The sequence below is a fragment of the Ruegeria sp. HKCCD7628 genome, assembly GCF_057221005.1.
The window spans coordinates 327608-350436 of the sequence record NZ_JBWVBA010000003.1 but is presented as its reverse complement, the minus strand read 5'-3'; the positions used below and the strand labels follow the sequence as shown (position 1 = coordinate 350436).

Annotated in this window: 19 protein-coding genes and 1 tRNA gene; 10 read left to right on the top strand and 10 right to left on the bottom strand. The window is 55.7% G+C overall.

The window, feature by feature from the left end; translation table 11 throughout:
* Positions 1-40 precede the first annotated feature (40 nt).
* From AC2TAD_RS10200 to AC2TAD_RS10185, 4 genes are read left to right on the top strand one after another with little or no spacing between them, the layout of a single operon-like run.
* Positions 41-961: a branched-chain amino acid ABC transporter permease gene (locus AC2TAD_RS10200; RefSeq protein WP_480867499.1), complete on the top strand. Its 921-nt coding sequence runs from the start codon at positions 41-43 to the stop codon at positions 959-961.
* Positions 958-1944, top strand: coding sequence for a branched-chain amino acid ABC transporter permease (locus AC2TAD_RS10195; RefSeq protein WP_480867497.1), 987 nt, complete (start codon positions 958-960; stop codon positions 1942-1944). Before AC2TAD_RS10200 ends, AC2TAD_RS10195 begins: the two co-directional genes overlap by 4 nt.
* Entirely contained in the window at positions 1937-2686 is a 750-nt protein-coding gene (locus tag AC2TAD_RS10190; RefSeq protein ID WP_480867495.1) for an ABC transporter ATP-binding protein, read from the top strand. The genes AC2TAD_RS10195 and AC2TAD_RS10190 overlap by 8 nt, the downstream gene beginning before the upstream one ends.
* Entirely contained in the window at positions 2683-3369 is a 687-nt protein-coding gene (locus tag AC2TAD_RS10185) for an ABC transporter ATP-binding protein (protein ID WP_170750872.1), read from the top strand. The genes AC2TAD_RS10190 and AC2TAD_RS10185 overlap by 4 nt, the downstream gene beginning before the upstream one ends.
* A gap of 41 nt (positions 3370-3410) precedes the next feature.
* On the opposite strand, the gene AC2TAD_RS10180 is transcribed toward AC2TAD_RS10185, so the two are convergent.
* The 9 genes from AC2TAD_RS10180 to pyrH form a co-directional block, all read right to left on the bottom strand.
* Positions 3411-3500: transfer RNA gene (locus AC2TAD_RS10180), tRNA-Ser, on the bottom strand.
* Positions 3501-3590: 90 nt separating this feature from the next.
* Positions 3591-6017 (bottom strand): DUF3772 domain-containing protein, encoded by a 2427-nt coding sequence (locus AC2TAD_RS10175; RefSeq protein WP_480867493.1) that lies wholly within the window; start codon positions 6015-6017, stop codon positions 3591-3593.
* Positions 6017-7051, bottom strand: a complete 1035-nt coding sequence (locus AC2TAD_RS10170; RefSeq protein ID WP_170353019.1) for a cysteine synthase A — start codon at positions 7049-7051, stop codon at positions 6017-6019. The genes AC2TAD_RS10175 and AC2TAD_RS10170 overlap by 1 nt, the downstream gene beginning before the upstream one ends.
* 69 nt (positions 7052-7120) lie before the next feature.
* Entirely contained in the window at positions 7121-8236 is a 1116-nt protein-coding gene (locus AC2TAD_RS10165; protein WP_480867491.1) for an NUDIX domain-containing protein, read from the bottom strand.
* A gap of 28 nt (positions 8237-8264) precedes the next feature.
* Positions 8265-8705, bottom strand: a complete 441-nt coding sequence (locus tag AC2TAD_RS10160) for a TrgA family protein (RefSeq protein ID WP_170353015.1) — start codon at positions 8703-8705, stop codon at positions 8265-8267.
* 13 nt (positions 8706-8718) lie between these two features.
* Positions 8719-9930 carry a class I SAM-dependent methyltransferase gene (locus tag AC2TAD_RS10155; protein ID WP_480867489.1) on the bottom strand — a complete coding sequence of 404 codons (1212 nt, stop codon included), beginning with the start codon at positions 9928-9930 and terminating at the stop codon, positions 8719-8721.
* Positions 9931-9999: 69 nt separating this feature from the next.
* The gene (locus tag AC2TAD_RS10150) at positions 10000-11424 is read right to left on the bottom strand and encodes a cryptochrome/photolyase family protein (RefSeq protein WP_480867488.1); all 1425 of its coding nucleotides are present in this window, start codon (positions 11422-11424) and stop codon (positions 10000-10002) included.
* A 47-nt stretch (positions 11425-11471) separates the two neighbouring features.
* Positions 11472-12698, bottom strand: a complete 1227-nt coding sequence (locus AC2TAD_RS10145; protein ID WP_480867486.1) for an aminotransferase class V-fold PLP-dependent enzyme — start codon at positions 12696-12698, stop codon at positions 11472-11474.
* A gap of 209 nt (positions 12699-12907) precedes the next feature.
* Positions 12908-13651: a UMP kinase gene (gene pyrH / locus AC2TAD_RS10140; protein ID WP_170353007.1), complete on the bottom strand. Its 744-nt coding sequence runs from the start codon at positions 13649-13651 to the stop codon at positions 12908-12910.
* Between the two features lie 96 nt (positions 13652-13747).
* On the opposite strand from pyrH, the gene miaA reads away from it, so the two are divergent.
* The 5 genes from miaA to AC2TAD_RS10115 all read left to right on the top strand — a co-directional run bounded on the left by miaA (position 13748) and on the right by AC2TAD_RS10115 (position 21463).
* Positions 13748-14641, top strand: a complete 894-nt coding sequence (gene miaA, locus AC2TAD_RS10135; RefSeq protein ID WP_170750860.1) for a tRNA (adenosine(37)-N6)-dimethylallyltransferase MiaA — start codon at positions 13748-13750, stop codon at positions 14639-14641.
* Between the two features lie 324 nt (positions 14642-14965).
* Complete coding sequence (locus tag AC2TAD_RS10130; protein ID WP_170750858.1) at positions 14966-16636, top strand: ABC transporter substrate-binding protein; 1671 nt, start codon at positions 14966-14968, stop codon at positions 16634-16636.
* 121 nt (positions 16637-16757) lie between these two features.
* Complete coding sequence (locus tag AC2TAD_RS10125; protein ID WP_170353001.1) at positions 16758-17804, top strand: ABC transporter permease; 1047 nt, start codon at positions 16758-16760, stop codon at positions 17802-17804.
* A 13-nt stretch (positions 17805-17817) separates the two neighbouring features.
* Positions 17818-19281 carry an ABC transporter permease gene (locus AC2TAD_RS10120; RefSeq protein WP_480867483.1) on the top strand — a complete coding sequence of 488 codons (1464 nt, stop codon included), beginning with the start codon at positions 17818-17820 and terminating at the stop codon, positions 19279-19281.
* A gap of 94 nt (positions 19282-19375) precedes the next feature.
* On the top strand, positions 19376-21463 hold the full coding sequence (locus tag AC2TAD_RS10115; RefSeq protein ID WP_480867481.1) for a dipeptide ABC transporter ATP-binding protein: 2088 nt from the start codon (positions 19376-19378) through the stop codon (positions 21461-21463).
* A gap of 59 nt (positions 21464-21522) precedes the next feature.
* On the opposite strand, the gene AC2TAD_RS10110 is transcribed toward AC2TAD_RS10115, so the two are convergent.
* Complete coding sequence (locus AC2TAD_RS10110; protein WP_480867583.1) at positions 21523-22101, bottom strand: lytic transglycosylase domain-containing protein; 579 nt, start codon at positions 22099-22101, stop codon at positions 21523-21525.
* Positions 22102-22308: 207 nt separating this feature from the next.
* On the opposite strand from AC2TAD_RS10110, the gene ssb reads away from it, so the two are divergent.
* The gene (gene ssb, locus AC2TAD_RS10105) at positions 22309-22815 is read left to right on the top strand and encodes a single-stranded DNA-binding protein (RefSeq protein WP_353393025.1); all 507 of its coding nucleotides are present in this window, start codon (positions 22309-22311) and stop codon (positions 22813-22815) included.
* Positions 22816-22829: the final 14 nt, after the last annotated feature.

Genomic DNA, 22829 nt, shown 5'->3' with positions numbered 1-22829 from the left:
CCGCCGTCAACCAGACGGCAGGCAGACCACCGGAGTTCCCATGTCCTCGATCCTGATTGTCGAGCAGATCCTCAATGGTCTGCAATTTGGCGTCATGTTATTTCTGATGGCTGCGGGCCTGACACTTATCTTTGGCGTCATGGGGTTGATAAATCTTGCCCACGGTTCGCTTTACATGGTCGGGGCTTTCGCAGCAGCCGCTGTGGCCGGTGCCACGGGATCGTTCTTTCTGGGTCTAGTTGCGGCGCTCGCCTCAGCTGCGCTTGCCGGCGCGATGATTGAAATTGTTGTCATACGAAGGCTATACGATGCACCTCATCTGGATCAGGTTCTAGCTACCTTTGCCCTGATACTTATATTTTCGGAGGGAACCCGCTGGTTTTTCGGGTCTTTCCCCTTGTTTTTAATTATCCCGCAAGCTCTTTCGGGGCCTGTCACCCTGCCCGGCGGCATCGAATACCCCCTTTACCGTCTAAGCCTGATCGTCATCGGTGTGGCAATCGCGGGCGGATTATGGCTGTTCATCGAACGTACACGCATAGGCATTCAGATCAGGGCCGGTGAAAACGACCGAGAGATGATCGCGGTACTTGGCGTTGATATCTCAAAACTCTACACCCTCGTTTTTGCCCTAGGAGCTGCTCTGGCCGGGCTGGCCGGCGCTTTGGTTGGAGCAATTCAATCGGTGCAGGTAGGCATGGGTGAACCCGTTCTGATCCTTGCCTTTGTGGTTATCGTAATCGGCGGTATCGGGTCGATCCGAGGGGCGTTCATTGGTGCATTGCTGGTCGGTTTGACCGACACGTTGGGCGGCGTTTTCCTTCCTGAATTCCTTGGCTTGTTCATGGAGCACGGTGCAGCGCAAAAAAGCGGGTCAGCCATTGCCTCGATGGGGATTTACATACTGATGGGGCTTGTTCTGATCTGGCGCCCTACTGGTTTGTTCGGAGCCCGCGCATGAGAGTTAAGGAAAGATACATCAATGGCGTCGTTCTGACTGGCCTGCTTCTATTACCCATTTGGGCATTGGCGATGGACGAGCCTTTCACGATCACGTTAGCCACCCGAGCGGTTGTCCTTGCACTGGCAGCCGTCGGGTTGAACCTTGCATTGGGCCTGGGCGGAATGGTCAGCTTGGGCCACGCTGCGTTCTTTGGCCTTGGCGGCTATACCATGGGTATTCTTGCCTATCACGCGCAGACGTATTCAACCCTAAACCTTGGTCTGTTCAGCACTGATGGGACAACATCGATGCCGTTGATCTGGCTGTCGGCTATGGTCATCTCGGCGCTGGCCGCGTTTTTCATCGGCATGCTGTCACTGCGCACAACCGGGGTTTATTTCATCATGATCACCCTCGCATTTGGCCAGATGTTTTTCTACTTTGCCATCTCATGGGCGCAATATGGCGGCGAGGACGGACTGTCCATTTATGTGCGCAACGGTTTTCCCGGCTTAAACACGCTGGTGCCAATTCAGTTCTTCGGCATCTGTTTCACTCTTCTTTGCATCGTGTTGTTCCTGTTTGCCCGCCTTCAGGCTTCACCCTTCGGTTTGGCACTGAACGCCACGCGCCAAACCAGATCACGTGTTCAGGCAGTCGGTCTGAACCCTACGCGAATTCGTTTGCTGGCCTTTGTTCTTTCAGGCGCAATAACTGGATTGGCGGGCGCGCTCTTCGCTGACCTCAACCGGTTTGTGTCGCCCACAATGTTTAGCTGGCAATTGTCCGGAGAGCTTATCGTATTGATCGTGATCGGCGGCGTTGGACGGCTGATGGGACCGGTAATCGGGGCTTGTGTCTTTGTAGCACTCGAGCATTTTTTAGGAGCATTGACCGATTATTGGCATGTTTACCTTGGAGTCGTCCTGTTGTGCATTGTCCTGTTCGGGCGTGGTGGACTGATCGGCCTACTCACTGGGAAAGAGGGTGCGCATGTCTAAGCCCATCCTTGCCACTGATGCACTTAGCAAACGGTTCGGCGCGTTGACAGCGACAGACGATGTGTCAATCGACCTCAACCCAGGGGAAATCCACGCGATCATTGGCCCGAACGGAGCGGGCAAGTCCACGCTGATCAAACAGATATGCGGTGAAATCCACCCCGATTCCGGTCGTGTGTTGTTGGATGATCGGGATGTTTCGGCCCTGCCCCCCCACATTCGCGCACGCGCTGGCTTGGGTCGGACGTTCCAGATTTCCGACTTATGCATGGAAGACACTGTTTTAGAAAACGCGATTTTAGGCTGTCTGGCAATCGAAGGGGCCTCATGGCGGTTCTGGGGGGCCGCTCAAAAATCAAAAACTTTACGGTCCCGTGCAGAAGGTGCACTGGATCGTGTCGGCCTTGCGAATTTTCGCGACACACAGTGCTCCAGCCTCAGTCACGGGCAGCGACGACAGTTGGAAGTCGCCGTTGCGCTTACGCTTTCACCCCGCGCGTTTGTCATGGATGAACCCATGGCCGGTCTCGGAGCAGAGGGGTCCCGGAACCTGACTGCTCTACTCGACGGACTTCGCGTCGAAGCCCCAATACTGCTGGTCGAACACGATATGGATGCCGTTTTTGCTTTGGCAGACCGCATCAGCGTGATGGTTTATGGCGCGGTGATCGCCACAGGATCAGCAGATGACATCCGCCAAAGCGCGGATGTCCGAGAGGCCTACCTGGGAGAAGAAGTATGAGTTTTCTCACGGTCGAGAACCTTCAGGCAGCCTATGGTCCAAGCCAAGCGCTTTTCGGTGTCGATCTGCGCGTGGCTGAGGGCGAAGTTACCGCATTGCTGGGGCGGAATGGCATGGGCAAGACAACCACCGTCAAGGCGATCTGTCAGATGATCCGTTCCTCAGGCACGATCACCTTAGATGGCAAGAACTTGCAGGGTCTACCCAGTCACAAAGTTGCGCGGAGCGGTGTAGGTCTGGTTCCCGAAGGGCGCAGGTGTTTCATGGACTTAACCGTGCACGAAAACCTAATCGCTGCAGCCCGCCCCGGAGAATGGGATCTGCGCAGGGTCGCAAGTCTGTTCCCAAGGCTGGATGAACGTGGAAACCAGCGAGCCGCCTCATTGTCTGGCGGTGAACAGCAAATGCTGGCTATCGGTCGTGCATTGATGACGAACCCACGTCTTCTTGTTCTGGATGAAGCAACCGAGGGTCTCGCACCCATCATACGACAGGAAATCTGGGCTGCAATGCGGCAGTTAAAGCAGAACACCAGCGTCGCAATCCTTTTGATCGACAAGTCCTTGAAAGAATTAGCCACTGTATCAGACACCGCAACCATCCTAGCACGCGGGCGCACAGTCTGGAGTGGCGCCATGTCCGACTTGACGTCCGAGGTGAGCGAAAAGCACATAGGTGTCTAAACTCGTTAGACCAAGCATCGCCAATCAACTTTTAAGGTATGTGGCGGAGAGACAGGGATTCGAACCCTGGAGACGGTTTCCCGCCTACACACTTTCCAGGCGTGCGCCTTCGACCACTCGGCCACCTCTCCGTGCGGGCGATATTTGGACTATCGCTTGCAGATTTGCAAGGCCCCAATAGGGTGAAAATTCAACCTTCCTGAGCGGGACCGGAAAACCGATCAAATCTCGTCCCCGTCGCTATCCGACATGTCGGCTTCCGTCATTTTAATCGGTGCAGGTTTGGCTGCGGAGCCCTCTTCGGAATTGGGGGTAGCCTTCACCTCTGGACCGGTGTTGCGCAGAGTTTCAGGGTTGCGCAACCACACGTCACGCTGCGCGAACGGGATCTCGATGCCCTCTTCAACAAAGCGACGGTTAATCTCATGGTTCATGTCTGACTTTACAGACAGCATCCAATTAACATCCCTCAGAATAGCACGGATTTCAAAATCCAGAGAATCCGCGCCGAAGCCTTGGAACACAACACTGGGAGCAGGGTTGGCAAGAACCATCGGGTTCGCATTTGCAATTTCGCCCAGGATTTTCTCGACCTTGCGAGTATCGGTTCCGTAGGCAACGCCGACAGGAACAATCACCCGCCCGATTGTGTTGCCGCGGGTGTAGTTGGTCACCACACCGCTAATCAGATCCGAATTGGGGACGATCACATCGGATCGGTCGAAGGTCTCAATCCGTGTCGACCTAACCGAAATATCGCGCACATAGCCCATCATCCCGTTGACGTCGATCCAATCGCCTTTCGAGATCGGACGCTCGACAAGCAGGATGATACCCGAGACAAAGTTAGACACGATGGTCTGCAGGCCGAAACCAATACCGACCGACAGCGCACCGGCAACAATCGCCAGCGAGGACAAGTCGAACCCGGCGACCATGATGGCGCAAAGGGCAGCAAGGAATATGCCGACATAGCCTGTCCCCGCGACAATCGCGTTTTGGCCGCCGGGATCGATCTTGGTTTTTGGCAGCAAAGAGCTGCGCAGCCCCCCTTGAAGCATCCGTGTCAGGCCATACCCCATCAAGAAGACGATCAGGAAGGTAAAGAAATTCTTCGGTGAAACTGTCACGCCACCGACATCGAATCCCAGCAGGACACGCGACCAAACTTCAAGTAAATCCGTCTGGCGCGCGCCCCAGTAGATTGCCAGAACCGGGATGGCGAAAATGGCCATCGCAAAGCCGATCAAGACGGAAAACAGGGAATCCTTGGCCGCGTCGCCCTGTCGCGTGACCCACCCGTAAACAGCAGTCAGGAACCGCTGAACGATGACCAGAGCCGCAATGAGAACAAGGGATTTGACAGCAGGATAAACGATCGCCTCGGCGGCGTTGGTATAACCGACCACTGCCAGCACCGGGCTGGCAATACCCAGCAGAAACAGGGCTCGACGCAGGAATTCTATCAACTGCGCCAAACCCGCGCCTCGGGTCGCGCCGCCCTCATCCGAGTCCACGACGACCTCGGTGCTGCGCACCTGACGCACCCGCAAAAGAACCAGTGCCGTAATGATTGTCACAGGGAAACCGACGACCGCGCGCGTCGCGTCCGAGATGTTCTCGATCTGCTCGAACAGATTCACCAATTCGTGCAGGATCAACAGGACTGCAAGCAGATCGAGATAGACCCGCAGTTCGGCCACCCGCTTCGCGGTCAGACGCTTAAAACCCTGCGCCTCTTGCAAGACATAAACCTGACGGCCAATCCAGTCATAGTAGAGGATGATCGCAGCCCAATATGGGATGTTTTCCAACAGCAAAGTGCCACGCAAGCCCGGCACGCCGGTCATGACAATCGCCTTGACGATCAACCAGACCCCAAGCCAGGGTAAAATAATACGCAGTAGTGAAGTCAGGAACGTCCAAACACCACTGCCTCGGCCGCCCAGCTTACGCAAGTAGCTCCCTGCAAGCTCGGACCAATGCTTGCCGTAGAACAACAGTACCCCGGCGAGAACCACCAGTACAAAAATACCCAAGCCCTGATTGCGCAACTTCTCGTGGGCTACATCAGTTTGCAGATTCCTTCGGGCTTCGTTGAACAGGCCGCGGGCTGCTTCGGTAACATCTGTCCATGCTGGCCCCCAATAGATTGGGTTAATCGGAGACGGACCGCGCTCTAACAGCTCTTTGGTCTGGCGGTTACGCAGAAGCTGATCGATTTCTGCGATCAAACCGTTGGCGCGGCTGAACGCTTCTTCCGAGATAATCCTAGGAACCTGAAGCGCATTCAGTTGCTCTTCAAGATGCGCGCGCAGGGCGGCAATGTCTTTGGGTTCACTTGCATCCCCCTCGGGCTTCGGCCCAAGCGCCTCGATCTGAGCGTCAAGCGTCTGTATGCGTTCGGTATTTGCACCACGCGCACGATTGAAATCATCGCGATAGGCATGAATTTCCGAACGAAGGTTTTCAAGCGATGCATTCGAGGCCCGGTCGGCCTCGATCACTACTTCTGCTCGGTCCGCCGTTTTGACCCAACCCTGATAGTACTCGCTCTGTCGGTCGGAAAGCTGAGCAGCCGCAGGGCCGCAGAGAACCGCCAGACAAACTGAGACAAGCGCTAGGAGCAGGCGGACCTGTCGCAGCATCACACGTCCTCGAACACGCCGGGTATGCTGCGCGGGGCTTCGGTCATCCAATCAGGCACCGGCAGCTCTTTTTCACGCAGGAATTCCGGGTTGAACAGCTTGGACTGATAGCGCGTTCCATAGTCGCACAGGATTGTCACGATAGTATGGCCCGGCCCTAGGTCTTTGGCCAAACGCACAGCACCCGCCATGTTGATCGCGGTCGAACCGCCCATGACCAGCCCCTCTTCGCGCAGCAGGTCGAAGATGAGCGGCAGCGCCTCATTGTCGGTCATCTGATAGGCGTAATCGGGCTTGAAGCCTTCGAGGTTCTTCGTGATGCGCACCTGCCCGATGCCTTCGGCGATCGAGCTGCCCTCCATCGCGATTTCGCCAGTGGTGTAATAGGAATAAAGCCCCGCCCCCATCGGATCGACCAGACCGATCTTAACACCCTTGGGCTGCAAAGCATCGGCGACGCCGGCCAGCGTTCCGCCGGAACCCACGGCGCAGACAAAGCCATCCACTTTGCCCCCGGTTTGCTCCCAAATCTCGGGGCCCGTAGTTTCCACATGCGCCTGACGGTTGGCCACGTTATCAAACTGGTTTGCCCAGATCGCGCCATTGGGTTCAGTCTGCGCCAGCTCCTCGGCCAGACGGCGGGAGTAGTGGACAAAGTTGTTAGGGTTGCGATAAGGCGCGGCTGGCACCTGCACCAATTGCGCACCGGCAAGGCGCAGCATGTCCTTTTTCTCTTCGGACTGAGTTTCCGGGATCACGATCACGGTTTTGAAGCCCATAGAAGCTCCGACCAAAGCCAGACCGATACCTGTGTTGCCCGCAGTTCCTTCAACGATCGTACCACCGGGTTTCAACTCGCCCCGCGCGATGGCGTCTTTGATGATATAGAGCGCCGCGCGGTCCTTGACCGATTGGCCGGGGTTCATAAACTCGGCCTTTCCAAGGATTTCGCATCCGGTTTCCTCGCTAATGCGCTTCAATCGGATCAGCGGGGTTTTTCCGACTGCGTCGGCAAGGTCTTTCGCAATGCGCATGGCGCCCTCATTTCATTACGGATCAAGGCAGATTTACAGTTGCTGCGCGCCAACCACAAGCAGCGATCATCACGAGCGCAGACGGTTCCGATGTCGCGCGAGCCAATGAGCCAGCGCCAGCAACGGCAAATCTTTAAACCCATGGGCATCAACTCTGTCCATGAAGTCCACAAACGGCAGGATTTGTGTGCGAATGTCCTCGCCCTCGGAAGCAAGGCCACCATTGTTGACTGTCTGATTAAGGTCAGCCAGCCCGACATAGAGATGAAGGTATTCGGTGGATGACCCGCTTGACGAATAGGCTGATCCCGCGCTTTCCAGAACCAACAGATTTACATGAGCCTCTTCAAGTGTCTCGCGCCGAGCCGCCTGTTTCGGCGTTTCGCCGGGGTCAATCATTCCAGCGACGGGTTCCCACATCCAAGGCTCCGGATCTTCGGCCATGAAGACCGGTGCCCGGAATTGTTCGACCAATAGGACTGCATCGCGGATCGGATCGTAGGGCAGAACGACAACCGCACTGCCCTGCATCAGCCCGCTACGATGTACGACCGGCCCCATCGAGCCATCATACAGCCGATGCTGCAGCTCGATTCTTTCCATCCCGAAATAGTCGACATACTCTCGCGCGTGTTGTTGCAGGACCACGTCTTTGCGCACATCGCGCGGATCGCCAGTGTGCCGCTTGCGCGCGGCGAGCCTTGCCCAAGCCCGCGTACGAATGGCAGGAAAGCTGCGGGAAATCTGGTCAGCGTCGACCTTGCCATAGTAGCCCATCACCTCTTGCGCCGCTGACACCGACATTTCCGCCCAGTCGTCCAACCAATCCTGTAGCGACCAGGGACCGTCAGAGGTCCACAAGTTCGGCTGCGGGTAGAACACGCTTGCCAAAATGCGAGAACCATCAGTGAGGTTCAAAGTGTGAGGCTCCATATCAAAGTCGAAACCGGCCTCATAAAACTTTAACCGCTTCAGGTCTTCTGGCCCGAGCCCTTCAACCACCAGCCCCGGGGCATTTTGGCCTGTTTCAGAGCAAATCATCGGAAAATGCTCGTCCCGAACATCATAGACCGCGTGGTCTGGCAGAACTGCGTCTCTTATCTGCAAGTCGGAGAGCGGTCGATCCAAAACGGTCTCCAACAAAGGCAGATGGCGAAGTGTTCCATAGAAAAACAATGCGGACACAAAATTACCCTCGTAGTGCCAGCAGCCCTCACCGCCAGCGGCGACTGGCCTCTTCCGTGGCGAGACCCGCGATCACAGCACCGATCCCGAGCGTCCACAGGATTTCTGGTGCTAACAACTGCTGACCAAATTCAATGCCAATCTGGAAAATGGCCAACAGTGCCTCAAATGGTCCGTCATACCGATGGCGCATAGCCAATCGGAACATTTCGTTGCACCCTTGAACAAACAGGCCCCAGAAAACCAATGAGACAACCCCGGTCAAACCGTTGTTCAGTCCGGACGTCCACCCTTTGCCAGCTCGCTTTCCCATGATTTTCCAGCCGCACGCAACCGCAATGATCATGTTCACGTAGGTAAAGATACCGTAGTCCTTACCATCTTCCCCATTAGCGATGATCATGCTCGAAACTAAAAAGGCCACCACCAAAAGACAAATGGAGGCTACAAGTCGCGCAGCAGTGGGCATCAGGTGGGTCCGTTCATAACGTTGGTTTTGCTACAGTAATCTGTGTCACATCGCAATTGCCGGTGTCAAAGGCTGCGCCGCAGGCAGTCAAATAATAATTCCACATGCGGCGAAAACGCTCATCAAAGCCCATCTCAGAAATGACGTCCCATTTATCATTGAACGTGTCATACCAGCGGCGCAGAGTCAGATCGTAGCTTTTGCCGAATTCCTTGGACGTCACCACGTTCAAACCTGCCTGAGCGACCTGCTCTTTCAGCACCGAAGGTGCAGGCAGCATACCGCCGGGAAAGATATATTTCTGAATGAAATCAACACCATTGCGGTAAATCTCCCAACGATGATCTGCCACGGTGATAATTTGTAAAGTCGCCTGAGCACCCGGCTTCAAACGTTCGCGCACAACTTCGAAATAGACTGGCCAGTATTTTTGACCAACCGCCTCGAACATCTCAATTGATGCGATGCCGTCATACTGGCCACGCTCATCACGGTAGTCCTGCAACTTGAACTCGACCATATCGGACAATCCCGCTTTATCAATGCGTTGCCGGGCATACTTCAACTGCTCCTCGCTGATCGTCAGGCCTGTGACCCGTAGGCCACGCTCTTTTGCTGCATATTCAGCAAATCCCCCCCAGCCACAGCCGATTTCAAGGATGTGATCACCGGGCATTGCCCCCATCTCATCAACCATACTGGCGTATTTGGCGGTTTGCGCCTTCTCAAGACTTTCCTGCCCAGTCTCAAACAGCGCGCTGGAATAGGTCATCGTATCATCCAGCCACATGGCATAGAATTCATTGCCCAAATCGTAGTGATAAGAGATATTCTTTTTGGCTTGCTTACGGCTATTTCCGTTCAACCAAAAGCGAAGCCTCTCATAGGCTTGAACCAGAAACTTACCGGTGAAATCGTCGTAAACGGTCTCGGTTCCCAAATGGACCAAATCCATGAAAGACCGCAAATCCGGTGTGCTCCAGTCGCCTTCCAAATAGGCGTCCGAGAACCCCAATTCGCCCTCTCGGATCAGCCGGGCAAAGACGTCCGGGTTGTGAATATCGACCCGCGCAATTGGCCCGGGCTTTGTACCTTCGGCTCGGAAAACACGGCCATCCGGCAGCGCGATATCCAGGCGGCCGTATTCCATCTTGTTCAGCATTTTTACAACCTGCCCGAAATAGCGTGGCAGGCCTTTCTGTCCGTCTGTGGTGGTCAGGATCATCCGCTCTCCCCTGTGCGGTTGTTGTTTCAGGCTAGGCCGAGTTTGTGTTTCTGGCAAGTTTTCAGTTCCTTACTGGGTTTTCCGGTGCTCATAGGCGGCCAGTGCCTGTGCTCGTCCTTCGGACAATGAAACGATAGGAGCCGGATAGTTATCCGTTGGCTCCAGGCCCCAGGCCCGAGGGATCGCTTCGAAATACGCCAAGGCGGTATCGGGCGGAGCAGTCTGGCCCTCGGCCACCCATTTGCGCACATAGGCGGATGATGGGTCAAATTTCTCTTGTTGTGTCACGGGGTTAAAAATCCGAAAGAACGGCGACGCGTCAGGCCCCGAGCCCGCCACCCACTGCCATCCCATCGCATTCGATGCGGGATCCCAGTCCACCAAACACTCCTCGAACCACCTCAGGCCGACTTTCCAGTGAGTCATCAGATGCTTGGTCAGATAGCTTGCGACGATCATCCGTGCCCGGTTGTGCATCCGCCCGGTTACGTACATCTCGCGCAAGCCGGCATCTACGACGGGAATACCCGTTCTTGCTGTTTTCCAAGCAATTACCCGTGGGTTATCTTCATCGAAACGCCACGGAAATGCGTCCCACTCTGGCTTCCAGTTGTCGCCAAGCAAGTGTGGAGTGTGAAACATCAGGTGATACGCGAATTCGCGCCACACAAGTTGGCGCAGATACGCATCCGCACCCGACACGCCATTCATCTCAGAGATCCTAACACGATGCCAGATCGACCGTGGGCTGATCTCACCCAGTGAGAGATATTCGGCCAAGGCCGATGTTCCGTTGTAATCCAACCGGTCTCTATCGTTGGAATAGTCAGAAACACGACCAACAAACGCTTCGAGAACATCAAAGGCGGCCTCTTCACCTGCGCGCAAATGCTGCGCGACCACTCCGGCGCCTCGGTTCATTGCCGCCTCCATGGCCCAACTCCCAATGTCATCCGACTTTGGCCAAGCTGGCGGCGCAATCAGGCGGTTCGGAGTTGGCACCGGTGGGTCAACGTCCCTGTGTTGCACAGCTCTCCACATCGGCGTGAACACGCGGAAAGGTTGTCCACTCTTCGTCGCTACTGTCCAGGGTTCGAACAGCAGATGGCCGGAAAACGACTTTGCCTCGACCCCTTGGTCCTTCAGCGTTGTCTTGATGCTGCTGTCCCGCTCAATGGAGTCCGGATCATAAGCGCGGGTCCAGTACACTGCAGATGCTCCGGTTTCGCGGACAAGCTGTTGCAAAACCTCGATGGCGTTTCCCTGCCGCAGGATCAACCGACTGCCAACTTGCGTCAAACGCTGCTGCAGCGCTTCCAGCCCTAGCGACAGTCGCCATTTAGGTGCAGCACCCAGCGTCTGAGCAAGATTGTCGAGTATGTAAACGGGAATGACGGAACGACCGCTTTGAACTGCTGCGTTCAAAGCTGGGTGATCCGACAGGCGCAAGTCCCGCCGGTACCAAATGATGATCGGTGACTGCTCGTTTTCCATGATCGCCCTTTGTATTTTCTTTTATACGAAACAGGGCGAAAACTGGATCACAAAACGGTGTCAAGACTTTCCAATAACTGGTTGATTTCGTTCTCAGACGTGTAATGGGTGAAACTGACACGCAGCACACCGCGGGTCAGATCGATACCCATCGCTTCAAGTGGGCGAACTGCGTAGAAATCTCCGCCCCCGGCCATGATCCCGTGCTTGACCAGATTGCTTGCCACATCTTCGGCATTTTGTTCCAAAGCCAAAGCTACGGTTGGCGCACGACGGGCCGCGTCAGAGGTCCCGATCAGCCGGACCGAATTGCGATCCTTCACGGCGTCCAAAACAGGTTGCAGCATTGCAACCTCTTGCCCTCGCATCAAGTTGTGCACAAACGCACCCCGCTCGGTCGCGCCGCTTTGGGGGCCGCCATGATGATCGCACAGAAGGTCGACGTAATCCGCCATCCCCGCGCAGGCCGCGATCTGAGCGTGATCCGGCCCCGCAGGCGTAAACCTTTTGTACAAACTGTCCGCATTGAAATAATGCGCCTGGTTTGGCAGCAACTCACCCAGCGACCGTCGCATGACCATACAACCCTGATGAGGGCCATAGGTTTTGTAGGCCGAGAACAGATAGATATCCGGCCCCATATCTCCGACATTGGGGAACCCATGCGGCGCGTAAGAAACACCATCCACACACACGAATGCGCCAGCGGCATGAGCGATCGCAGTGATCTCGGTTACCGGATTGATCTCTCCGATCACATTCGAACAATGCGGAAAACAGACCAGACGCACCTTTTCATCTAACAGGTTTTCCAGATCATGCGGGTTCAGCGATCCGGTCTCGGGGTCGATCTGCCATTCCCTGACCTCGATACCCTCCTCAGCAAGGCGGCGCCAGGGACCTGAGTTGGCCTCGTGATCCTGATTGGTCACAATGATCGCCTCTCCGGGTTGCATCCAGCGCCGGAACGCCTGTGCCAATACATAGGTGTTTTGAGTCGTGGAGGGACCAAAGCTCAGCTCGTCAGTATCGACCCCCAGAATCGCTGCCATGCGGACGCGGGCTTCGTCCATTTCCTCACCCGCCAGCCGACTTGCTTCGTAAGGACCGTAGGGTTGCACTTTGCGCTGGGTGTAAAAACGAAACAGGCGATCCAAAACCGGTTTGCAGGTATAGGATCCGCCTGCATTCTCAAAAAACGCCTGCCCTTGAAGGCTAGGTTCGGAAAAGGCCGGAAACTGCGACCGAACGAAATCGATATCGAGAGTGCTCATGGCACGAGGCTCCTTAGATCATGCACGTCAATCCATGAGGACACCGGTGCATGATTCCGGGTCCCTCGGAAATCATGGCGGGTCTTCCAGCCAAGCCTTCGCGTTTGCGATGGCAGCCCCTGCGGTCGCAAAGACCGGGCCAAGTTGCCCAGCGTTCGCGTCCGCGTCAAGCACTTGAATACAGAATGCCCGGTCTTTGGGGACGAGGCTTATCCCTGAACTTTGGTATAGGTACCTTCACCTGCAAGAATACCGCGGAACCCGCCCGGTTCATCCAGGCCGAACACGATCAGCGGCAGGTTATTGTCACGCGCCAGCGCAATAGCCGAGGCATCCATGACCCGCAGACGCTTTGCCAGAACATCATCATAACTGACCGTGTCATAGCGCACTGCATCCGCGTGTTCCTTGGGGTCCTTGTCATACACCCCATCCACACCGTTCTTGCCCATGAATATCGCCTCACAGGCCATTTCATTCGCGCGTAGCGTGGCGGCGGTATCTGTCGTGAAATAAGGGTTACCCGTTCCGGCAGCAAAGATGCACACACGCTTTTTTTCAAGGTGGCGTACAGCGCGGCGGCGGATATAGGGCTCACAAACCTCATCCATGCGAATGGCCGAAATCACACGCGTGAAAACCCCAACTTCCTCAAGTGCTGACTGCATCCCAAGCGCGTTCATAACCGTCGCCAGCATCCCCATATAGTCAGCGGTCGTCCGTTCCATCCCTTGCGCCGAGCCGCTCAGACCGCGGAAAATGTTACCTCCGCCGATGACCATGCAGATTTCGACCCCCAGATCGTGCACGGATTTCACCTCTTGCGCGATGCGCTGAACCGTCGGCGGGTGCAGGCCAAAGCCCTGATCGCCCATAAGCGCCTCGCCTGAAATTTTCAGCATCACGCGACTGTATTTGGTTTTCGGGGTGTCGGTTTCGGGGGAAAGGCTCATGTTGCGCTCCGGGCTGGCACGGGTTTTATTTCGCCGCAAAATGAAGCAAAACCTCTGCGGGTTCAATGCGGATCATGAGGAACAAGGCACTCTTGGATGGCCAACACGAACACATCGCAGATTTGGGACCGCCTGCCCCCCATTCCCACCGATAAACCTGTGCTAATTGCCGGGCCCACAGCCTCGGGCAAATCCGAACTGGCGTTGCGGATCGCTGAAACCTTCGGCGGTGTCATCGTGAATGCCGATGCCAGTCAGGTCTATGCGTGCTGGCAGGTAATTTCAGCCCGGCCATCCGCCGACGACGAAGCGCGCGCACCCCATCGGTTGTATGGGCATATCGCCTATGATCAGGACTATTCCACCGGCCATTGGCTACGCGAGGTCAAACCATTTTTGAGCGGACCTCAACGCCCCATCATAGTGGGTGGAACCGGGCTCTATTTCTCCGCTCTGACAGAAGGTATGGCTGACATACCGGCAACCCCATCCGACATCAGGACCGAGGCGGATCAGCTTACCCTACCCGATCTGATCCGTGGCGTTGACCGCGAAACTCTGGCGGGGATCGACACGCAGAACCGCGCACGAGTTCAGCGCGCGTGGGAGGTTCTGCGCGCGACCGGTCGCGGCCTACGCGACTGGCAGAACGACACACCGCCTCCGGTTTTGAACATCGCGGATACAGTGCCCATCGTTTTCGACGTGGACAAACAGTGGTTGCTGAACCGGATCAACCTGCGATTTGATCTGATGCTGGACACCGGCGCATTGCAAGAGGTCAAAGCCATGCGTGCGCACTACGATGCGTCGCTTTCTGCTTTCAAGGCCATCGGAGTTCCCGAGCTTATGGCCTACCTTGACGGCAACATGACACTCGAGGCCGCCCGTGAACGCGCCACAATCTCGACCCGACAATTTGCCAAACGTCAGCGGACATGGTTCCGTGCGCGCATGAAAGACTGGAATCGCGTTGATTTCTCAAAGTGATACCACATTTTTTTGATTGACTACTCAGGCGTGTTTTGTGCCACGCGCGAATATGTCGAATCCCCTGCCTTCAGACCGATCAGCCAATGTAACGCAGGTCCAGACTCGATCGGTGTTAGCGGCAACCGACCCCGACGAATGTCGTTTTTGTACCCTGAATGACGATTTCGAACGTTGACCTGACCCGATTTCTGGTGCCGAATGAACGCATGGGGATGTTCAGTATCACAAAAACGGAAACCCGAGAGCCTGCCACCCGCGCCTGCCGGGCCTGAGCGGTTCTACATTCAATCATAAAAATCTATGTCACAGGGAGAGACATTAATGACAAAGCAAACCTTGACCGGAGCACCGATGCACTGGGCGGCGGAAATGCATGCACAGGAATTTCGTGACGGCAAGCTCAGCCGGCGGGAGTTCATGGCCCGCGCCACGGCATTGGGTGTCGCTGTTCCTGCCGCCTATGGAATGATCGGCCTAAGCTCACCCGCAGTCGCGCAAGAACCACAGCGCGGCGGCACGATCCGCTACCAGATGGAAGTGCGTGCGCTGAAAGATCCGCGCACCTACGACTGGACACAGATTGCCACCTTCACCGCAGGTTGGCTTGAATATCTGGTTGAATACAACAATGACGGCTCATTCAAACCCATGTTGCTGGAAAGCTGGGAAGCCAATGCTGACGCGACCGAATACACGCTGAACGTGCGTAAAGGCGTCAAGTGGAACAACGGTGACGATTTCACCGCCGAAGACGTCGCGCGCAATATCACCGGCTGGTGCGATGCGACCCTAGAGGGCAATTCCATGGCGTCACGCATGGCGTCTTTGGTCGATGAAGCCACCCAAAAGGCGGCGGACGGTGCCATCACCGTGGTCGACTCGCACACTGTAAAACTGAAATGCAACGCCCCGGATATTACCATCATCCCAGGCATGGCAGACTATCCGGGTGCCATTGTTCACAGCAGCTTTGACGCAAACAACATGCTGGCCAACCCGATCGGTACTGGATTTATGATCCCGGAAAGCCACGAAGTTGGCGTTAAGGGCGTGCTGGTGCGTAACGAAGGCTTTGACTGGTGGGGATATGAGGCCGGCAAAGGCGGCTATATCGACCGGATCGAGTTCATCGACTACGGCACCGACCCTGCCGCGTTCCTAGCTGCATACGAAGCCGAAGAAATCGACATGAATTGGGAGTCGGTGGGCGAATTCGTCGACATCTTTGATGGTATCGGTCTGGTGCGCTCGGAAATCCCGTCTGGCTTTACCATCGTCATCCGCCCGAACCAGCTGGCCGAGGACGATAGCGGCAACAAGATCTACGGCGACAAGCGGGTTCGTCAGGCGCTGGCAATGGCCGTCAACAATGAGGTCTGCCTAGAGCTGGGCATGTCTGGCTATGGTATTCCTGCGGAAAACTGCCACGTGGGTCCGATGCACCCCGAGTACGACTCGGCCGTGACCCGTATCCCTTATGATCCGGCAGGTGCAAAAGCCCTGATGGAAGAAGCGGGTATGGCTGATTTCGAGCACGAAGTTCAGTCCATCGACGATGACTGGCGCCGGAACACCACTGCGGCTGTTGTTGCACAACTTAACGATGCCGGGATCAAGGCCAAACACACGATCCTTCCGGGCTCGACCTTCTGGAACGACTGGACGAAATACGCATTCTCCTCGACCAACTGGAACCACCGTCCTCTGGGCACGCAAGTTCTGGCATTGGCCTACAAGTCGGGTGTTGCATGGAACGAATCCGGTTTCGCCAACGAAGAGTTCGACAAACTGCTGGCCGAGGCGAACTCGATCGCAGATGTGGACAAACGCCGCGAAGTGATGGCCAAGCTGCAGGCGATCATGATCGAAGAAGGCGTGACCATCCAGCCTTACTGGCGCACAGCGATGCGTCACCATCGCGACAACATGGTCGGTGTCGAAAAGCACATCGCGGACCTTCCGCAGCTTTATAAATTCGGCCTCGTTTCCTAAGCCGAACAACACAAGGCCGCGCCTGACGGGCGCGGCCTTTTCATCCTGACGACGGCGACCAAAACAACAGCGATGCGCACGGTCCGGCGACCGATGCGCGAGCCTACCAACAGGGGCTAACATGGGATTATTCATCTTAAGGCGCGTCGGCATCATGCTTTTGACAGCGCTGTGCCTTACCTTTCTGGTCTTCTACCTGACGAACCTTTATCCGAACCTCGAAAAACTTGCGAAGACGCAGGGCAACTTCCGTATGTCCGACGAGCAGGTCGAGAGCTTTCTGGAAAAAGGTGGATACCTGCAGTCAACCCCCGTGAAATACGGTGAATGGTTGGGAATCCTGCCATCTTATCGGCACACGAATGAGGACGGCACAGTTCAGGGCAGATGTATCTTGCCCGGCAAGACTGCCGAAGAGTCTCCGAATTTCTGTGGTATTCTGCAGGGGTACTGGGGCTATTCGACCGTGTTCAAAGAAGAGGTCTCGACCGTTGTCGGGACACGTCTTGCCCTGACCGGACGGCTGATGTTCTGGGTGATGCTGCTAATGGTGCCGTCAGCTCTGATCTTGGGTATTTTGGCGGGTATGAAGGAAGGCTCGGCCACCGACCGGACGCTTTCGACCTTTGCCATCACAACAACGGCAACGCCGGAATACGTATCAGGCGTGATCTTCATCGCGATCTTCACGTCCTCTGCCGTGGGGCTAAAATGGTTCAAGGGCACGGCCACACAGGCGATGGAGAATCCGACGTTTGAGAATTTCTTCTTGCCCGTGCTGACAATCGCGCTTTATGGGATGGGCTATATCGCCCGGATGACCCGCGCCTCGATGACCGAGGTGATGACCGCGCAGTACATCCGAACCGCGCGCCTGAAGGGTGTCTCGTTCCCGAACATCGTGATGAAACATGCGTTGCGCAATGCGCTGATCGCCCCCTTCACCGTCATCATGCTGCAGTTCCCATGGCTGCTGAACGGTGTCGTGATCGTCGAGACCTTGTTCAACTACAAGGGCTTTGGCTGGGCATTGGTTCAGGCAGCAGGCAACAACGACATCCAATTGCTGCTGGCGATCTCGGTCGTGTCAGTCTTTGTGGTGCTGGTGACCCAGCTGATATCGGATATCGGCTATGTCTACCTGAACCCGCGCATTCGTATTTCGTGAGGAGGCAGAGATCATGGAACCATTAACCTGGACCGGCTCTATTGCCTTCCTGAACCCGCTTTTGGCGATTGCGCTCGTTCTTATGGCCGCATCGATCCTGGCTTGGATATTGGCCAGTATCGTTCTGCCCGAACCTCAGATGACGGTGAACCCCGACGGGACGCTGACATCGGGATCTGGCATACGAAACCTAATCCAAGCCCTGATGCGATACAGCTTTCTGGCAAGCGTCGCGCTTGCTGTTGCCTATATCGTCTTGGGCATTTTGATGGGAACCAGCGCAGGTATCATCGGCGCAATGATGCAGCAATTCCTGCCCGTCTGGTTTTCGTTGATCCTGCTGTACGCAATGTCCATCGCGTTCAAACGCAAATTGGGACTATATGGCAAGCTGTTTGACAGTCCAATTGGCATGATCGGCTTTGGCCTTGTGATGTTCTGGGTTTTCACCGGGATTTTTGGCGCGCTTGACCTGATCGTGACGCATGACTCGCTATCACAAGTCTCAGGGATGAAGAACAAAGTGCCCGGAACGCCTTTGCCCAGCGTGGAGGACGGAGAATATGCGTGGTACCTGCTGGGGGGCGATAACCTGGCCCGCGACGTCTTTAGCCGAATGGTCAAGGGCGCGTGGATTGTGGTGCAGATCGCGCCTCTGGCGACGATGTTTGCCTTCATGGTCGGGATCACGCTGGGCTTGCCTGCAGGTTACTACGGTGGGCGGCTGGACACATTGCTGTCTTTCCTTGCGAACCTGATCCTCGCCTTCCCGGTCATTTTGCTGTTCTACTTACTGGTGACGCCCGAGATCGTGGCAACCGGTGTTCCAAACTACATGGCCGCTGTCCTTTTCATCTTTCCGATCATCTTTCTTGGGGTGCTATTGAACTCGCGCTATTACACACGGCCGACGTTCCGAACGCCTCTTTTGATTGGTGTTCTGGGAGTCGCGCTCTGGCTGTACCTGTCGCTGATTTCGACAGGTGGGTATGTGGTTAACACCGACGCCTACGGCATTTGGGGTCTGCCAACCTTTCTGGACCTTTTCGACGTTCCAGCTGGCATCCTTGTGGTCTTCGTTTCGGTGGTCTTCGTGAACTCACCCACTGTGTTCCGCATCGTGCGAGGGTTGGCGATGGACATCAAAACCCGCGACTATGTCGCCGCGGCTCAGACGCGGGGTGAAGGACCATGGTACATCATGCTGTGGGAAATCCTGCCCAACGCGCGCGGCCCTCTGATCGTCGATTTCTGTCTGCGGATAGGATATACTACGATCCTTTTGGGTACCTTGGGCTTCTTTGGCCTGGGTCTGCCGCCAGAAAGTCCGGATTGGGGGTCGACCATCAATGAAGGGCGCAAGCTGTTGTCGGTCTATCTGCACCCTGCCCTTCCTCCGGCGTTGGCGCTGTTGTCATTGGTTCTCGGTTTGAACCTGCTGGCAGACGGTCTGCGCGAAGAAAGTCTGAAGGATTGATGTGAAAGCGGCCGGGGGGCCAGCCCCCCGGACCCCCCGAGATATTTTCAGCCAGATGAAGGGGATCCCCTGACTCTCGCGAGGAGAAAACAAGATGAACAAACTGGCGGATTATGATGGGCCAATTCTTGAGATCGATAAGTTGTCGATTTCGTTTTTCACCCGTCTGAGGGAAATCCCCGCTGTCATGGACTTCTCGGTCAGTGTGCAGCCCGGCGAAGCGGTTGGTCTGGTCGGCGAATCCGGCTGCGGCAAATCTACTGTGGCTCTGGGCGTTATGCAGGACCTTGGCAAGAACGGGCGGATCGTGGGTGGAACGATCAAGTTCAAGGGACGTGATCTAGCCGAGATGAGCTCGGACGAGTTACGCGACATTCGCGGCAATGAGATCGCGATGATTTATCAGGAACCAATGGCGTCGCTGAACCCGGCCATGAAGATCGGCAAGCAGTTGATGGAAGTACCGATGATCCACGAAGGCGTGAGCACGGATGAGGCCTATGCCCGCGCGCTTGAAGTGGTAACAGATGTCCGCCTTCCCGACCCTGAACGGATGCTGAACTCTTTTCCACATCAGCTTTCAGGCGGTCAGCAGCAGCGGATCGTTATTGCGATGGCGCTGATGTCTAAACCGGCTTTGTTGATACTGGACGAACCAACAACAGCACTGGACGTGACCGTCGAGGCCGCCGTAGTCGAATTGGTCAAGGATCTGGGCAAGAAATATGGCACTTCGATGCTATTTATCTCGCACAATCTGGGACTGGTGCTTGAGACCTGTGACCGTCTGTGCGTGATGTATTCCGGCGAGGCGGTTGAACGCGGCTCAATCCATGACGTGTTCGACGAGATGCAGCACCCGTATACGCAGGCACTGTTCCGGTCGATCCCCCTGCCAGGTGCAGACAAGAACGCGCGGCCTTTGGTGGCGATCCCCGGGAACTTCCCGTTGCCGCATGAGCGTCCTCCGGGATGTAACTTTGGACCACGTTGCGATTATTTCGAAGAAGGTCGTTGCGACGCACAAGACATTCTGATGGAGGCCGTACCCGGCAATGATCGCCATCACACACGTTGCCTAAAGTTCAAGGAAATCAACTGGAACGCGCCGATCACCGTGTCTGAGCAGAAGGAAAAGGCCGAAATCGGTCGGACCGTTCTGAAGATGGACAACCTCAAGAAATACTATGAAGTTGCGGCGAATGCACTGTTTGGTGGTGGTGCCACAAAGGTGGTTAAAGCCAATGAAACGCTCAGCTTCGAAGCACATGAATCCGAGACACTTGCGATTGTTGGAGAATCCGGTTGCGGTAAGTCCACGTTTGCCAAGGTTCTGATGGGGTTGGAAACCGCGACAGATGGGCAGATCCTTCTGGACAACCGCAATATCGAGGCCGTGCCCATCGAGGAACGCGATGCCAAGACCGTTGGCGAGGTTCAAATGGTCTTCCAGAACCCGTTCGACACGCTAAATCCCTCAATGACTGTTGGTCGCCAGATCATTCGGGCGCTTGAGATTTTCGGTGTTGGCAACTCGGAGGCTGAACGCAAGAAGCGGATGCTCGAGCTTCTGGATCTTGTGAAACTGCCACGCGCATTTGCAGATCGGATGCCGCGCCAGTTGTCAGGAGGACAAAAACAGCGCGTGGGCATTGCCCGCGCCTTTGCCGGAGATGCGCGGATTGTTGTGGCAGATGAGCCGGTCTCGGCGCTGGATGTCTCAGTGCAGGCAGCAGTGACAGACCTGTTGATGGAAATTCAGCGCGAACACAAAACCACCCTGCTGTTCATCAGCCATGATCTTTCGATTGTGCGCTATCTCAGCGACCGGGTGATGGTGATGTATCTGGGCCATGTGGTCGAGTTGGGCACAACAGATCAGGTTTTTGCTCCTCCCTACCACCCCTATACCGAGGCGCTGCTGAGCGCGGTTCCGATTGCGGACACCTCGGTCGAAAAGCAGCATATCGTGTTGGAGGGCGACATCCCGTCAGCCATGAACCCACCCCCCGGTTGCCCATTCCAAACGCGGTGTCGTTGGAAATCCGAAGTACCCGGCGGCTTGTGCGAAGAAAAAGTACCGCCTGTGAAAACTCTGGCCGAAGGCCATCAGGTCAAATGTCACCTGGCGGAAGATATTCTGGCGCGGATGGAACCCGTCATCAAAGTTGCGGCGGAGTAAATCATAAACCCAATTGGACCGGCAGCAATGCCGGTCTAGGCTAGGATAGAGAAGTAAGGTTAACTTCCCCAGATTATACGAACGTAGTTCTGCGTCTCTTTGTAAGGCGGCACACCACCATGTTTTTCAACGGCTTTTGGTCCGGCATTATATGCCGCCAACGCAAGGCGCCAGGATTTAAACTTGCGGTATTGCCAAGACAGATAGCGCGCACCGCCTTCCAAATTCTGTTTCGGGTCCTGAGGGTTTACGCCCAACAACCGTGCTGTTCCGGGCATAAGTTGGGCCAACCCCAGCGCGCCTTTGTGCGACACTGCTTGGGGGTTCCACCCGCTTTCCTGCTGAACAAGCCGTAGGAACAGATCCTCCGGAACGTTATGCTTTCGCGCAGCTTGCCGTGCGAGTGACACAAATTCACCTTTGTATTTTCCGGTATAACGCTGATTGAACTGGCCTTTGGGCCTTTTGGGCTTTAGACGCTCTGAATCTCGGTACTGTGTCGCGGCGCGTGTATCCAAAACCTTGGATTGTTTCAGAAAAATGTCTTTCCGGCTCTTGGTTGACAACGTGTCAGCCGATGCTGAAACGGAAACCAGCGCCAGAAAAAGAACTGAAAAACCAATCACCAAAAACCGCATTAACGCCAGCCCTGCATTTTCACGAACCCGATTGAGTATAGGTATTTCAGCCAATAATGAAAGCATGGTTAATCCAGCCTTGGTAAATTCCTGCTTATCTCAATACCCATCAACTGTGTTTTAACCATGACGCAGGCCGTATAGGGTCGCAGTGAGAATTGGCGTCAGATTCGGACGCATACTGTTAGATAAAGAACGGGGACGTATATGGCAGGCTCAGTCAACAAGGTCATTCTGGTAGGAAATCTAGGTCGCGATCCTGAAGTGCGCTCATTCCAGAATGGTGGCAAAGTGTGTAACCTGCGTATCGCCACCTCAGAGACCTGGAAAGACCGCAACACCGGCGAACGCCGCGAGCGTACCGAGTGGCACTCGGTCGCCATTTTCTCGGAGCCTCTGGCACGGATTGCCGAGCAATATCTGCGTAAAGGCAGCAAAGTGTATATCGAAGGCCAACTGGAAACCCGGAAGTGGCAGGACCAATCGGGTCAGGATCGCTACTCGACCGAAGTTGTCTTGCGTCCCTACCGGGGCGAGCTGACCCTGCTTGATGCCCGAGGCGAAGGTGGCGGTGGCGGCGGCTATGGTGGTGGCCAGTCAGGTGGATACGGCGGCGGTCAGGCTGGCGGCGGCTATGGTGATCCGTACGGCGCACCATCCAGCGCTCCTGCCCCGGCCTCTAGCGGAATCGACGACGACGAGATTCCGTTCTAAGTAAAACGGAGACA